This is a genomic window from Neobacillus sp. BF23-41, assembly GCF_041106275.1.
In genome coordinates, this window is the sequence record NZ_JBGBPR010000030.1 from 1 (window position 1) to 13223 (window position 13223).

Genomic DNA, 13223 nt, shown 5'->3' on the forward strand with positions numbered 1-13223 from the left:
TGAATGAAATACAACGAATGTAACGGTGAACAGTTTTCAGTGTTTCCGCTAGTTAAAATATTTAGCCCTTCCAGCAAAATGTGGAGTACATACGCTTAAGCTGAGAAGGGCTGTGATGTAGATGAGTGGAACATAGCAAATATTATCCACAATGAGAGGGGAATCATTTCAACCGTTTCCCATTTCATATCTTTAAAATTTTTAAAGAATGACGGTGTCGTAAAAGTCGTTTCTAAATACCGAAGTATTGATCGAATTCCCAATAAAAAACTGGATCGCGATTTGATCGATCCAGCACGTATTATTTATATGAATTTTTCTTATACTTTTCCTTCATCCTTGATTTTCCACATGATTTAACGAATGATGTTAAGTATATAACCACAAAGAAAAATTTACACCTGTCCCTAGTATCGGCCCCACCTACGCCAGATACGCTGACGGCCACGCATGCCATCCAACCCATTATCTATTATAATAGAAAACGCTTACATTTTCAAATTTTAATTGAATTTTCAGAAAAAATCTTATAGTTATATATATGCTATTACTTTATCAATAAGTGTGCAAAGCCCAACCTCTATCCTTTCCGGTCAACGCTTTTGAGCACAAAAGCAATCCATTCATTTAAAATCGGGTATATATGACGTTTGCTTTCACGTAAGCTTGGTCTTTCTTCCTATGTGGAAGCACTCAAGAAACTCAAAAAAAAATGACTTCTTCCAATATCGTCTGACTGGTCTATTTCAAATGGCCTTCGACCTCCGATTATTTAAGGTACAACAATGGATAAAAGAACAGACCATTAATCATTATCTTATAGCATAATCGGATTTAAATGGCTGTATTGAGTCTAGGCTAGGCGCTGGCGCTGGAAAATTCTCAAAGTCGAAATTTTATACTTTCTTATCTTTCAACAAAATAGGTAACTCGACTTAAATCACGGCCCAAGTGGCGATTATTTACTTGGGTCTTTTCTCGCACGTCGTATTGTGATTACAAATCTAAAATTTATCATTTCCTAAACAACGAAGAAAATGGCACCACATAATGGCGCCATTCCTATTTCTCTTATAAACTGCCAAGTTTAATATCACTGTATGCAACCTATCTGACACCTTACCCAACATACTTAATCATAGCGACTTCATCACAGCAATCCAACTTAGGACAATTCATACAATCCACCCACACTTTTTCAGGCAAAGTCTCCTTTGCTACGATCTTAAAACCACATTTTTTGAAAAACTCTGTTTCGTATGTGAAAGACATTACACGGCTAATTCCAAGTTTCGGTGCATCACTTATAATACGATTAACTAATTTGCGACCAATACCTTTTCCAGCATAATCGGGAGAAACAACCAAAGATCGTATCTCTGCCAGGTCCTGTCCTAAAACATGTAATCCTGCAACCCCTATTATATTATTATCCTCTTTCATAACATACAAACATTGTAAATGTTGATAGAGTGATAAATACGTACGAGGCAATACGATTCCTTTTTTAGCATAAATTTGGACTAAATCATAAATATCTTTAACATCACTTGTCACTGCATGATAAATATCCATTCTGTATCTCCTTTTTCAATAACTATTGAATAAATATACAATACTACACATTTTTATTCAATAATTATTAGGGACAAAAATATTTTTTGACCCATTAACTAAAAAATAGCTTGGATCTTTCCCCTTCATTAAAGTTAACTTGTAACTTTTGAAAGCATCATGAAGTCCAGGCAAGGACTTTTTTACGTTATTTGGACGGAAGTTTTCTCTCAAAAAGTTAAATCAAAGTCAACTTGAACAGTGGATCTCCCCTTCCAAGTTATATCAAGGCATATTTACCGATTAGAAGTATTAAAGTGAAATCAATTATGTAATAAAAAACAAAAATATTTTCACTCCCATGAAAATTCAAAAAGCCAAAAAAAGAGCATAACAAAATAGACTCAGAAGTTACATATTTGGTTTTTATCCTGAGAAAAAATACCATATATTGATGATTTTAACTATAAAAGCCCTTCTCAACATTTGAGAACGGCTTTTATAGTATTGATTTATGTTTGAATTATTTAGAAGTCTTCTTTTGTTTTTTATCACAGCAAGTGCATTGTCCGTATAAAGTTGATACTTTCTCATTCTCAAAATGATCAATTGTGTTATTGCAACTTTGGCAAATGATAGTTCCCATTATAAAAACTCCCTTTTGTTTGAATTTTATAAGATAGACAATTCTAATCTCTTAAAATGTAAGCGTTTTTTATTCGTTAATATTATAATAGTATGTCACATTTGGTTTGTCAATAATAAATTGTATAACACATTTAAAGAGATAATGTGATAATTATCCCAATCTATCGGAAAAACGTTCCAGACCACATCAGTATTGGGGTCAGATGATAAATTTATTTTTATCAGGGGTCTCGCCAACATTTCGAAAATTTTGTACGGAAAGCAAATTAAAATAAGAAAATTGCTTGTTATGTGTACACTAAGATCTTACCAAAAATGTATTTAGCCTTTAATTGGAGCTTTGGTTTTGGTAATGAGTTTTGGTGCTATAAATTAACTGATTTTAGGTCTTATAAGACTTCGCTTATTCAAGCACCAAAAACGGTCATTATTGGAACCCTTTTATATCAAGGCTTTCAGCCTTAACGTACAATTTTTCTGTTCTGCTGTCTGTACCCCTATCAAACCGATCAATTGGGTGTATACATAATCCAATGCAAGAAATACAATATTTATTGCCGATGAAGATTATGAAACGATCATATGGCTGGTTCATTAGTCGAATTCCTGACAAATGCAAATGTAGCGATAAGTTTATAAAGTAAAAAAGCGGATTTCTAAGTAGGAAAATCTAATCTAAAAGACTTTTTTAGTCAGCAAGTCGATGCATACTTTAAAAAAATGGATTCCTAAGGTGAAAAAGTCTAACTTATTTAGGGAAGTTGGGTCGAACTCCTCTTTCCTCTCTTTTTGTTTTCAGTTTAATATTGGTTTGTCCTGTTTGCATGGGAACTGGAGAAATTGATGAATAATGGATTATTTATAATGAATTTATTCCGTATTGTGTATTGGACAAAAGATGATCAAGCTATTTCATTTGTGGATGAAAAGAATAGGGGAGAAACATGGAAGGGAAAACACATATTGTTGGGGGCTTAGCAGCTGGCGCTCTATATTTAAACTTGGGAGGAGCCGTTGGCCATGAAGCTCTTTTTTTTGGTAGTCGACATGCTGCAACAATGGCAGCTTCAGTAACGCAAGAAATAAAAAAGAAGCTCCCCAAAAGTTTACACAACTTATGAGAAGCTTCCGTTAAAATCCTCGGATATTCAAAATGTTAGAAATTTACTCTCTTATTCAATAACCCATATATATCAAGGCTTTGAGAGCGGTATTACACCATTGCGCCCATACATCAAAAATATTGAAATAATAGGGGAATTCAAGTTACTACTTTGAAAATTTTAAAACAAATGAAAAGAATGCTATGAGATGAATAATTAATACTTAATCTCTGCGGAAATCCGCCTCTTTTAATGGAACCATTTTTGTTTTGTTAACAATTTTATAGCCTAAATAGGCCATTAGGAATAGAGGTAGTCCAATATAAGAAACCAATATCCCATACCAGTCAACCTTAGAGCCGATAAATGCCCCATAATTTGTTCCAAGCATTGCGATTAAACATAATACTGTCGCCAAAATTGGACCTAATGGGAACCACTTTGCTTTATAGGGCAGGTCTTTGAAATCTTTTCCTTGTGCAACATAAGCTTTACGGAATCGATAATGTGTAACCGAAATACTTAACCAAGAGATATAACCAGCTAAGCCAGCAGCGTTTAATAACCAAGAATAAACAGTTCCATCACCAAAAAGGGAGGTAAGGAAGCACAACATCCCAACAAGGGTTGACATGTATAATGCGTAAATCGGAATACCACCTTTATTTACTTTTTTCAAAAATGACGGAGCTTTTCCCTCCTCCGCCAATACCCAAAGGACGCGTGAAGCGGCATATAAAGTGGAATTTCCTGCTGACAGAACTGAAGTAAGAATTACTGCATTCATGGCAGCCGCCGCAAAGGCAAGACCTGCATTTTCAAATACTAAAGTAAACGGGCTCACTGCAATATTCTCTAAATCTGCGCTTAATAATTTTGGATCGTTATAGCTAATGATACATCCAATAATAAAAATCGCTAAAACATAAAACAATAAAATTCTCCAAAAGATCTGTTTCACTGCCTTAGGTAGATTTTTCTCAGGATTTTCACTTTCACCTGCTGTAATTCCGACCAGCTCTGTGCCTTGAAAAGCAAATCCTACTACCATAAATACACTAAATATGGATAACAAGCCGCCTTTAAATGGTGCTTCTCCTTTTGTGAAATTTTCAAAACCGCCAGCATGACCCTTCAATATTCCAAAGATCATTAATAATCCAACAACAATAAATATTATAATTGTTGCAACTTTAATCAGTGAAAACCAAAATTCTGATTCACCGTAACCCTTAACGGATAAAACGTTTAGGCCAAAAATAAGTATAAGGAAACTTGCGCTCCAAATAATACCTGGGGCATCGGGAAACCAATATTTCATGATCAATGCTGATGCTGATAATTCCAAAGCAAAAATAATCGCATTATTGTACCAATAGTTCCAACCAACAGCAAAACCCAGTGCAGGGTCGACAAACCTTGAGGTATACGTACTAAAAGAACCTGAAATCGGAATAAAAGATGCCATTTCTCCTAAGCTGCCCATGATAAAATATACCATTATTCCTGCAATTATATAGGCAGCTAAAGCTCCACCAGGACCAGCATCATGAATCGTGGTTCCACTGGCTAAGAATAACCCTGTTCCAATTGTTCCTCCGATAGCAATCATGGAAAGATGCCGTGTTTTAAGCTTTCTTGCTAAATGTTCTCCATACTCGTGTTCGTGTACTGTTTCTTGGGATTTAAGTGCAGTATTTTGCATATGACACCTCTTATTATAGTTTGATTAATAGATAAGTACTTTTACCTAAATTTGCAGGAATCTAAAAGATGTCTTAAAATATGAATTTCATTTTAAATTACGTTTGTTAGTAGGTCTTCTTCTTATTTGTTTACTTTGTCCACTTGCTGAAGTAATTTTGAGAGATTCATTGTTTTCAGACCTTCAGCAGATTTTTCAATATCTTTTGAGAATATACGGTCTTTCTTAATCGAAGGAACAATTTCTCTTCCTTTCTCATAAAGCCGTTTTGTTTGGCTTGCCATTTTTTCAACTCCACGGTATTCAACCGCCTGCATCGCACAAATAAGCTCAATTGCGAGGACTCTTCTTGTATTCTGAATAATTTGATGAGCATGCCTTGAAGCGATCGTTCCCATGCTTACATGATCCTCTTGATTCGCCGAAGAAGGAATCGAATCTACACTTGCTGGATGTGCCAGCGTTTTGTTTTCTGAAGCAAGAGATGCGGCAACATATTGCATGATCATAGCACCAGATTGTAGTCCCGGTTCAGGGCTTAAAAATGGCGGTAAATCATTTAACTGTGGATTGATTAACCGTTCAATTCGTCTTTCAGATATATTTGCCATTTCCGCAACAGCAATTTTCATAAAATCCATTGCAAACGCAATTGGCTGTCCATGGAAGTTACCACCGGAAATGACTTTTTCACCATCATCAAAAATTAGTGGATTATCTGTTGCTGCATTCATCTCAATTTCTAATTTTTCTTTTACATAATCGAGTGCTTGCCACGTGGCACCATGAACTTGCGGGATACAGCGGAGGGAATAAGCATCCTGTACTCTCAATTCCCCCTGTGTCGTCGTCAATAAACTATCGCTTAGGTAACCTCGGATTCGTGCTGCGGTATCAATTTGCTGTTGATAACCCCGTGCGATATGAACCTCTTCAGCAAAGGCATCAATAATCCCATGTAATCCTTCAATGGTCATAGAGGAAATTAACTCACTTTGGTATGCGAGTTGTTCTGCTTCTAGATAACCGACAACTCCCATTGCTGTCATTGCTTGGGTTCCATTGATAAGAGCAAGGCCTTCTTTTGCCTCAAGTGTTACTGGGAAGATTCCTTCTTGCTGTAAGGCTTCAAGTGAATCCATTCGATTTCCTTTATAAAATACTTCTCCTTCCCCGATTAGCACTAACGCCAAGTGTGAAAGCGGTGCCAAATCTCCGCTTGCTCCAAGGGAACCTTGCTGCGGAATCACAGGGATAATATCCTTGTTTACTAAATCTAATAACCTTTCAATAACAAGCGGCCTAATTCCAGAATAGCCCTTTAAAAGTGCGTTAGCGCGAAGAAGAACCATTGCTTTTGCCACAACTTCTGGGAACGGCTCACCTACGCCGCAAGCATGTGAACGAATTAAATTAAGCTGAAGATCTTGAACATGATCTTTATTAATAAGGACGTCACTAAATTTTCCAAACCCTGTTGTAATCCCATAGACTACTTTTGATTCTGAAACTATTCTTTCTACTGCTTCCCGACTCTTTCTAGCAGACTCCATACTCATTTCTGAAGCGCTTACTTTCTGATTTCCGAATAAAATTTCCTTCATTTGTTTTAATGTTAAACTTTGACCTGTTAATGTTATCATTAACGTTCCTCCTCTAGCACTTTAGTATAATAAAGAAAGAGGCTGGATTCCGATTCCTATTAGAATTGGAGTCCAGCCTCTTTTATAACCATTTTTGAATATTGAACTATTTTTTTTCGCAGCCTCATGGTAAATCCTCCCTTTATTCATATTCTATAATCCTATTGCTATGATAATTATTCTATGTAACGTAACCTTATTTGTCAATTAATTTTTCAGAATTTTAACACAATAATACTTTAGCACAATAGCAAATGAAAGACTGTCACCCTAAATTAAATGTCAACTTCCATCTTCGTGAATTTCATCAACTAGTCGCGAGTAGTAATCTTCTTTGATAAAAAAATTACCCCTAGTACCTTCATAGCAACCTGTAAATGCTTGCTTAAATTTGTGATAAATATCACAAATTATATGATTGGAAATCCTCTCAGGACATTTTCTTCATCGCCCTAAGGACTCACTTATCTTAACTGCATCTATTAAAAAAGGCTATGCCATTTTTGGTATAACCTTGAATCCAATACGAAGAGCTTTATTCACATAAAAAAGGAGAGTGCATATTAGACATCTCTAATACGTACTCTCCGTTATAATAAATTAATAAAGTTAAGAAATCGCCTAACCTCTTTTACTCATAAGGAATTCCATTCACTATACTTATTGGCCCTTAGGACAATTTGGCACTGGATCGAGTACCTTATCCGGGGCATTCGTGTTATGCGCCTTGTATGTGTTGCCACGTTTGTCCTGAACAATAATCTCCGCGAATGCAGGTTTTTGACCACAATAGATGCTGTGCGTCCATACATCGTCTTTCATTTTTTTTGCTTTGCCATAAAACTGTGTACTGTACTGCTGACCGTCATAAGCGATGAGATTCTTTAATCCTTTCCCTTTTGCCTCGTTTTCGGCGACTACTTTACCATCAGTGCTAACCAGCTGCACGGTTATACGTTGGATATCCTGTTCCTTGAGTTGCTCCGGAACGACGGAGAACCCTATGTTGTATCCTGGCACTTTTTCGGCCCCTAACTGTGTTCCATAAGTAAAATCCTCCGGGAGGATTACGTTGGTTTGTGCGGAAACCGGTACGCTAAATAATAGTGCTGCCCCGATCCCGAGTCCTGCTAGTAGTTGTCGTTTCATGAATATTTTACCTCCTTTAGTAATTTCCTTCTTAGTATGGAAAGAATTAAAAGGACTATGCATGAAAGGAATACTGTACGGTAGACACAGCAATACCCCCTTGCCGAGTGACAGGGGGCTTAGCTTATTCATTCTCGGAGTTACTTAGAAAAAAACGTTCCACTTTTCTTACATGATCCCTCGTGATTCTTGGAGTAACGCCTTGCAATTTATCCTCTTTGAGGACTTCCAGCCCATTCTTTAGGCCGGCTTGCAAGCCAATCCATATCAAATAACTTTTCGCTAGTTGCTTTTACTTCATGTTTAGGGAATCCAAGTTTTTCAAACTCTTCCCAAGGAACAATAGAAACTGTAAAACCCAATCCCCAAACTCCACATTTTTCTTTTATCTATCCGATTCTACTCCTTCCCCGCTATCATATGAAGGAAATGACTGGTTATACTAAAAAGGACGAATTGACTCAGAAAGGGGGAAAACGCTGTGACACGGAACCTGGTAGCCTTTTTTCTGTTTGCCGTCCTCTCTTTCGCCGGCGGTCTCCAGACAGACGGCCAAGCCCCGCCCGACCCCATCCAGATGGGGATGGAAGAGGGATATTATGAGGGAATCCGTTCGGGGCTAGAAGACCGACATAATTTCCGGATTTCCCGTGCCTGGCAGCAAATGCCACAATCCCGGCTGTACATTGACAACAAGAAGGAAATCGTCCTGCCCCTCATGAAAATAGGACTTCTCCGGCAGGTGTATCTCTCTTTTTCTTCCGGGAAGAAATTCTACTCATACCTTCATGCCCACCCGGAATTGACGGCGGAACAGGCGGCCCGACGGATACTCGGGCAGAGGTTTGTAAGGGCGTACGAAAGAAGCTTCCGGAAAGGCTATGAGAGATCTCTCACGGCCCCGCCTAAAGAGGCGGCAAACTATGCGGCCTTTTTGAAGGCGAAAAGCAGATAAGGGGAAAACAAAAAGGGCAATCTCATATTGAGTGCATAACTTCAGCATCAAAATAAAACTCAAAATCATTGCGAAAACGATGATCCCTTATAGGAATTTCCAAGAATACAAAAAGGACATTGGAAGTAATAACAAACAGGAAACTTGATTTTCTCTTTTGACAGCTAGATTTGAGCGCAATCTATTGTTTCAAATTGTATTAGAAGGTTGCTACTGCAAGGGTATGTAAGGAACCCCCGAAGGGATTCGTGTATTATTTAATTTGAACTTTTTGGTCTCCTATTTGGATGTACCACTTTCCTTTGGCAAACATCTCCTTAGACACTTCATAAACATCAGTACCCGTCACGGTGATACCAAAAAAGATTTATACTGGATTGTCTTCCGATGGAACAAATATTCAAATTAGGGTTAGAAATAGAGGTGTGGAAATACCAGAAGATGAATTGGCAAAGATCTTTGAACATTCTTATCGAGCAAAAGCTGTACAAAAAGATTATGTAGGCACGGGATTGGGCTTAGTTGTTGTCAAGAGATTTGTGGAATTGCATAAGGGACAGACCTATGTTACCAGTGAAAATAATATTACTACATTTGTTGTTACTTTACCCAACAAATAAAAAAGCAAAAAATGACACAAGGAAAAAATCTTGGGTCATTTTTATTTGACATTATTCGGGGCGTAATTCTTTATTTGTGGCTTCCATTTTCATATATTCGCTGGATTCCAATACATTAAAGCAGCATGAAACGGATATACGTACTCATATGTACCGTCTTTTTCCAACACATATTTATTAATAACGGTCTCCACTTCATGAGGATTATAGTGCTCATTCAAAATCTTGGTGGTATTATCGCGAATCAATTGCTCATAGGAAGAATAGCTTTTCCTGCTTTGCAATTTTACGATTTTACAGTTTGCCAGAATTCCAAGCTGGTATAGTGCATTCACGATATGAATATAATCTCGGCGTCTTAAATTGATTTTATATCCCATTTGATATAGTTCCATGTAGTGAGGCTTTTCTGGACCTGTTGTCATTCCTGCAATTACTAGACGGTTTGCTGACTTATTCATTTTTAACAATGCGTTTCCTATATCATACATACGGTAGTAACAATTGAATCCAAATACCACATCATATTTCGCTCCTTGTTTTTCACTTTCCCATTTATCGTGAATCAATTGCATATTACAGACACCTTTAGTAGCAGCCTGGGACTTTAAAAATTGCACAATACTTTTTGAACTGTCTATACATGTGAGCTTTCGAACTTTATCAGCTATTGCAAAGGTATAGTTCCCCCATCCAGGGCCGATTTCCAATACATGATCATCACTATGTAAAAGAGGGAGAAGTTCCTCTTTTACAATTTGTGCATATGAATCTGGTTTATGCCTTATCTTTCTCTCCAACATTGAAGACCAGAAGGCTTCTTCAGCCTGATCATCTTCTAATCGCTTCGGTATATTTCCATTATGATCAATCATAGATTCTTTCCAAAACTCAATGTAATCATAATCTTTTTCTATTCCAGTCTTCATTCATGCCTCTCCCGAACTATAAAATTCAAATATTTTTAAAAAAAGAATATTTGTTTCCAAATAACTGCTTGTGAGCAACAATAACAGCAAAAAAAGATTGTAGATTCTTAATTTACGTAATTTTACGGACGATTAATATAGAGGATAAAAGAGCTCTGACACTATAAAATTGTCAGAGCTTTTATAATTAATTCGTAGTATTTATTTCATGATTCTGTTTCTTAGAGTAAACGCTTATAAAGATAAATGATGCGACTAAGAAAATGAAAAGAATGACTCCCACGATTTCGAAATCTAGTTCTGCCCAAGGGTTAAAGAAAGTAAATGCCAGATAGAAGGAAACCCCGTATGCCAAGACGACAATCACCCAACCCATTATTCTTGACGCAACTTGACCGATTTTGCTGGACTGGTTCACCATTTTATAGACAATCATCGAATCAATTGTATCTGTAATCATCATGCCAAACATAAAAACTAGCCCTAAAAATAAAGGGGTATATTCACTTGCATTTCCTGCCGCCAAAGACCAGACGGCGGTTTGACTTACTGTCTCGGCAGCCAAGGCAAACAAAGCCCCTACTAAAATAATAAGAAAAGGATTTGTTGTCCCCTTCGCAATTTTTGGAATAAACTTTCCCTTAAGTCCGCTCAGTTGAAACTCTTCGTGATTGTTTCTAGAGCGTAACAGATTATACGTATTTAACGTTCCAATAAGGAATAAAGAAATAATCGACACCCATGATGCAATATTATCAAAATAAGCCGGGAATGAAAAATTCTCTATCACCATTCCTAAAATACCAGCTGTCACAGCTACCATTCCTCCGTGACCAAGTGAAAATAATGTACCCACCCAACGTGCAAACGAACTGCCCATTCGCCAATTATAACGGGTTTGTCCATCAATAAAAGCAAGATGATCAGCATCTAACCCATGTCGAAGCCCCAATACAAAAACAAGTAAAAACAGTGATACAGTTTCCATTTAAAAATTCCTCCCTTTTTTAAACAGTTGCAATGGCCAATGCTTTGTTCCTTTTCTGCCGCCCAGGCCAACCGTTCTTTTATTTCGTCTGAAGAAACCATTATAAAATTCCAGTGCTGCATAAATCCTACGGATGGTTCATGTTGGGCCGCTTAAAGAACATGTTGAATCACCGCAAGACTTACCGGATCGGGGAGAAAAGTGCGGACATCTCTCCTTTTATAAATGACATCGTAAATCACTTCTCGTTCCTCTTGACTAAACATGTTAACCCCCTTTTGAAATCAAACTTTGCCAGTCTTTCAAATTATGATCTTTTCCCTGCTTTCATAATGAAATATATTTATAGGAACACCCTTGTAAGCGAGTGACATTTCCCTAATTAAGTGTGAAACCACCAATTCACTGTTTGGAAGATTTCCATCTAGTAAAATTCCCGCGACCGTTCCACTGTGGGCGACAACGATTCCGCCCTGATAGCGATGGGCCAGCTGATCTAATAGAGGAAAAACAGGCTTTGGCAATATTTTTTGATTCACCCGTGCACTGAGGGTTGCTGCCTCCCCAATATAAGTTAAATTTTTTTCCTTAAACCCTTTTGTAACCAGATCATACGCTTTAATAAATTGCTGTTGATCGTTCTGGCTGTACTCTTTCGGAACTTCATTAAATTCAATTGTGTTGATCATACCCCCAAGGTCAATACCAACGAGGATGAATGGGGGTAAGGCCCCAAAGCTTTCAATCAGCTGACCGTGAATATAGTCATAGACCACGACTTCCTCATACATTACCCCATCCGTAGGTTCCACTTTTGCGGCGATCATAGAGATCATTTCATTTGTGAGTGGAAGACTATAGCTGTCAGCAATTGCTCTTAATGCAGCAACAATATCCGCCGAACTGCTGGCCAGACCTTTACCAACTGGGATATTAGAGCGTATCTCGAGATCCCCGCCGCCCTCTACCCCAAACAGTTGGAATAACCATTCTCCTGCTCTTTGACCTTTTACTTTTGAGTCTGCCACTCTTATTCCGTTAACGGTTGGATCTGGAATAAACCTAGCCTCACTTCTTAAACTCGATATCGGCAGGGTGATTAAATAAGGGCGATCACCAATGATTCCTTGGACCAATTCTCCAAATGTTCCATTGCAGCTTCCTTTTCCTAGTTTCATATAATTAGACTCCCAAGGCTTTAAATTCGGATTGGCTCACTTTCCGGGTACATTTGCTTCAATGTACCGCAACGGTTTGCCTATCTTTGCCCGCTCAGAAGGTACACCGAAAAAGAATCTTTACGGATCAACTGTCGGGCAGTCAGTAAATCGCCGCCATGTCAAAATTTTTCAATGTAGACCATTAAAACTCAATTCCCTTCACGGCAGGAATTCCTTCATTATAATAGTGCTTAACGGGCTTCATTTCGGTTACTAAATCAGCGCAAGCGATGATCTCCTCTTTGGCTGACCGTCCGGTGATGATCAGATGCATCCCCTTGGGGCGCTTTTGAACCAACTCCAATACTTCTGGCAACGGAAGGACATCGTCAATCGGAAATTTATCAATCGCGAGCGCATTATTCAGTTCATCTAAAATGACAACATCGTAACCGCCAAACTGTACCTTTTCTTTCGTAAACGCCCACGCTGTTTTTAGGGCTTCCCGATGTTCCTCCGGTGTCTTCGTCCACGTAAAGCCGACTCCTGTCTGCACGATTTCAATCCCCAATTTCTCGAACGTAATTTTTTCTCCATACGTTCGATCAGGTGATTTGATAAATTGAATCATGAGCACCCGTTTTCCCCGGCCAGCGGCACGGACAGCGAGCCCAAGGGCTGCCGTCGTTTTCCCTTTTCCATCACCGGTATAAACTAATGTAAGACCGCGTTTTGCTTTGTTTTCTGTTACCTCTTCCATCCGTTTCAC

The 13223-nt window shown here is 38.0% G+C and carries 13 protein-coding genes and 1 pseudogene; 3 read left to right on the forward strand and 11 right to left on the reverse strand.

The window, feature by feature from the left end; translation table 11 throughout:
- Positions 1-1119: 1119 nt before the first annotated feature.
- Together AB7942_RS26135 and AB7942_RS26140 are read right to left on the reverse strand one after the other, a co-directional pair.
- Entirely contained in the window at positions 1120-1575 is a 456-nt protein-coding gene (locus AB7942_RS26135; protein WP_369449115.1) for an N-acetyltransferase, read from the reverse strand.
- A gap of 502 nt (positions 1576-2077) precedes the next feature.
- Positions 2078-2200 carry a GapA-binding peptide SR1P gene (locus tag AB7942_RS26140; RefSeq protein WP_088090832.1) on the reverse strand — a complete coding sequence of 41 codons (123 nt, stop codon included), beginning with the start codon at positions 2198-2200 and terminating at the stop codon, positions 2078-2080.
- A 946-nt stretch (positions 2201-3146) separates the two neighbouring features.
- Between AB7942_RS26140 and AB7942_RS26145 the strand changes: the two genes are divergently transcribed.
- Positions 3147-3323 carry a hypothetical protein gene (locus tag AB7942_RS26145; RefSeq protein WP_369449116.1) on the forward strand — a complete coding sequence of 59 codons (177 nt, stop codon included), beginning with the start codon at positions 3147-3149 and terminating at the stop codon, positions 3321-3323.
- Between the two features lie 205 nt (positions 3324-3528).
- On the opposite strand, the gene AB7942_RS26150 is transcribed toward AB7942_RS26145, so the two are convergent.
- The 4 genes from AB7942_RS26150 to AB7942_RS26165 all read right to left on the reverse strand — a co-directional run bounded on the left by AB7942_RS26150 (position 3529) and on the right by AB7942_RS26165 (position 8164).
- On the reverse strand, positions 3529-5010 hold the full coding sequence (locus tag AB7942_RS26150) for an amino acid permease (protein WP_369449117.1): 1482 nt from the start codon (positions 5008-5010) through the stop codon (positions 3529-3531).
- 122 nt (positions 5011-5132) lie between these two features.
- Positions 5133-6653 (reverse strand): histidine ammonia-lyase, encoded by a 1521-nt coding sequence (gene hutH, locus AB7942_RS26155; RefSeq protein WP_369449118.1) that lies wholly within the window; start codon positions 6651-6653, stop codon positions 5133-5135.
- A 660-nt stretch (positions 6654-7313) separates the two neighbouring features.
- Positions 7314-7802, reverse strand: a complete 489-nt coding sequence (locus AB7942_RS26160) for a hypothetical protein (RefSeq protein ID WP_369449119.1) — start codon at positions 7800-7802, stop codon at positions 7314-7316.
- Positions 7803-8011: 209 nt separating this feature from the next.
- Positions 8012-8164, reverse strand: coding sequence for a hypothetical protein (locus tag AB7942_RS26165; protein ID WP_369449120.1), 153 nt, complete (start codon positions 8162-8164; stop codon positions 8012-8014).
- Positions 8165-8283: 119 nt separating this feature from the next.
- On the opposite strand from AB7942_RS26165, the gene AB7942_RS26170 reads away from it, so the two are divergent.
- Together AB7942_RS26170 and AB7942_RS26175 are read left to right on the forward strand one after the other, a co-directional pair.
- Positions 8284-8757, forward strand: coding sequence for a hypothetical protein (locus tag AB7942_RS26170; RefSeq protein WP_369449121.1), 474 nt, complete (start codon positions 8284-8286; stop codon positions 8755-8757).
- Positions 8758-9107: 350 nt separating this feature from the next.
- Positions 9108-9377, forward strand: coding sequence for a sensor histidine kinase (locus AB7942_RS26175; RefSeq protein ID WP_369449122.1), 270 nt, complete (start codon positions 9108-9110; stop codon positions 9375-9377).
- Between the two features lie 89 nt (positions 9378-9466).
- Here the strand turns inward: AB7942_RS26175 and AB7942_RS26180 are convergent, their stop codons facing one another.
- From AB7942_RS26180 to cobO, 5 genes and pseudogenes are all read right to left on the reverse strand, one after another.
- Entirely contained in the window at positions 9467-10306 is an 840-nt protein-coding gene (locus AB7942_RS26180) for a class I SAM-dependent methyltransferase (RefSeq protein WP_369449123.1), read from the reverse strand.
- A 187-nt stretch (positions 10307-10493) separates the two neighbouring features.
- Positions 10494-11294: a HoxN/HupN/NixA family nickel/cobalt transporter gene (locus tag AB7942_RS26185; RefSeq protein ID WP_369449124.1), complete on the reverse strand. Its 801-nt coding sequence runs from the start codon at positions 11292-11294 to the stop codon at positions 10494-10496.
- A 44-nt stretch (positions 11295-11338) separates the two neighbouring features.
- Positions 11339-11560: pseudogene (locus tag AB7942_RS30605) on the reverse strand (nitroreductase family protein); the annotation flags it as partial.
- 36 nt (positions 11561-11596) lie between these two features.
- Entirely contained in the window at positions 11597-12472 is an 876-nt protein-coding gene (locus AB7942_RS26190) for a GHMP family kinase ATP-binding protein (protein WP_369449125.1), read from the reverse strand.
- A 184-nt stretch (positions 12473-12656) separates the two neighbouring features.
- Positions 12657-13214 carry a cob(I)yrinic acid a,c-diamide adenosyltransferase gene (gene cobO / locus AB7942_RS26195; protein WP_369449126.1) on the reverse strand — a complete coding sequence of 186 codons (558 nt, stop codon included), beginning with the start codon at positions 13212-13214 and terminating at the stop codon, positions 12657-12659.
- Between the last annotated feature and the right edge of the window lie 9 nt (positions 13215-13223).

Coding starts and splice junctions, on each gene's coding strand:
- hutH (WP_369449118.1), bottom strand. CDS start 6,653: ATGATAACATTAACAGGTCAAAGTTTAACATTAAAACAAATGAAGGAA.
- AB7942_RS26160 (WP_369449119.1), bottom strand. CDS start 7,802: ATGAAACGACAACTACTAGCAGGACTCGGGATCGGGGCAGCACTATTA.
- cobO (WP_369449126.1), bottom strand. CDS start 13,214: ATGGAAGAGGTAACAGAAAACAAAGCAAAACGCGGTCTTACATTAGTT.
- AB7942_RS26185 (WP_369449124.1), bottom strand. CDS start 11,294: ATGGAAACTGTATCACTGTTTTTACTTGTTTTTGTATTGGGGCTTCGA.
- AB7942_RS26135 (WP_369449115.1), bottom strand. CDS start 1,575: ATGGATATTTATCATGCAGTGACAAGTGATGTTAAAGATATTTATGAT.
- AB7942_RS26180 (WP_369449123.1), bottom strand. CDS start 10,306: ATGAAGACTGGAATAGAAAAAGATTATGATTACATTGAGTTTTGGAAA.
- AB7942_RS26150 (WP_369449117.1), bottom strand. CDS start 5,010: ATGCAAAATACTGCACTTAAATCCCAAGAAACAGTACACGAACACGAG.
- AB7942_RS26140 (WP_088090832.1), bottom strand. CDS start 2,200: ATGGGAACTATCATTTGCCAAAGTTGCAATAACACAATTGATCATTTT.
- AB7942_RS26190 (WP_369449125.1), bottom strand. CDS start 12,472: ATGAAACTAGGAAAAGGAAGCTGCAATGGAACATTTGGAGAATTGGTC.
- AB7942_RS26145 (WP_369449116.1), top strand. CDS start 3,147: ATGGAAGGGAAAACACATATTGTTGGGGGCTTAGCAGCTGGCGCTCTA.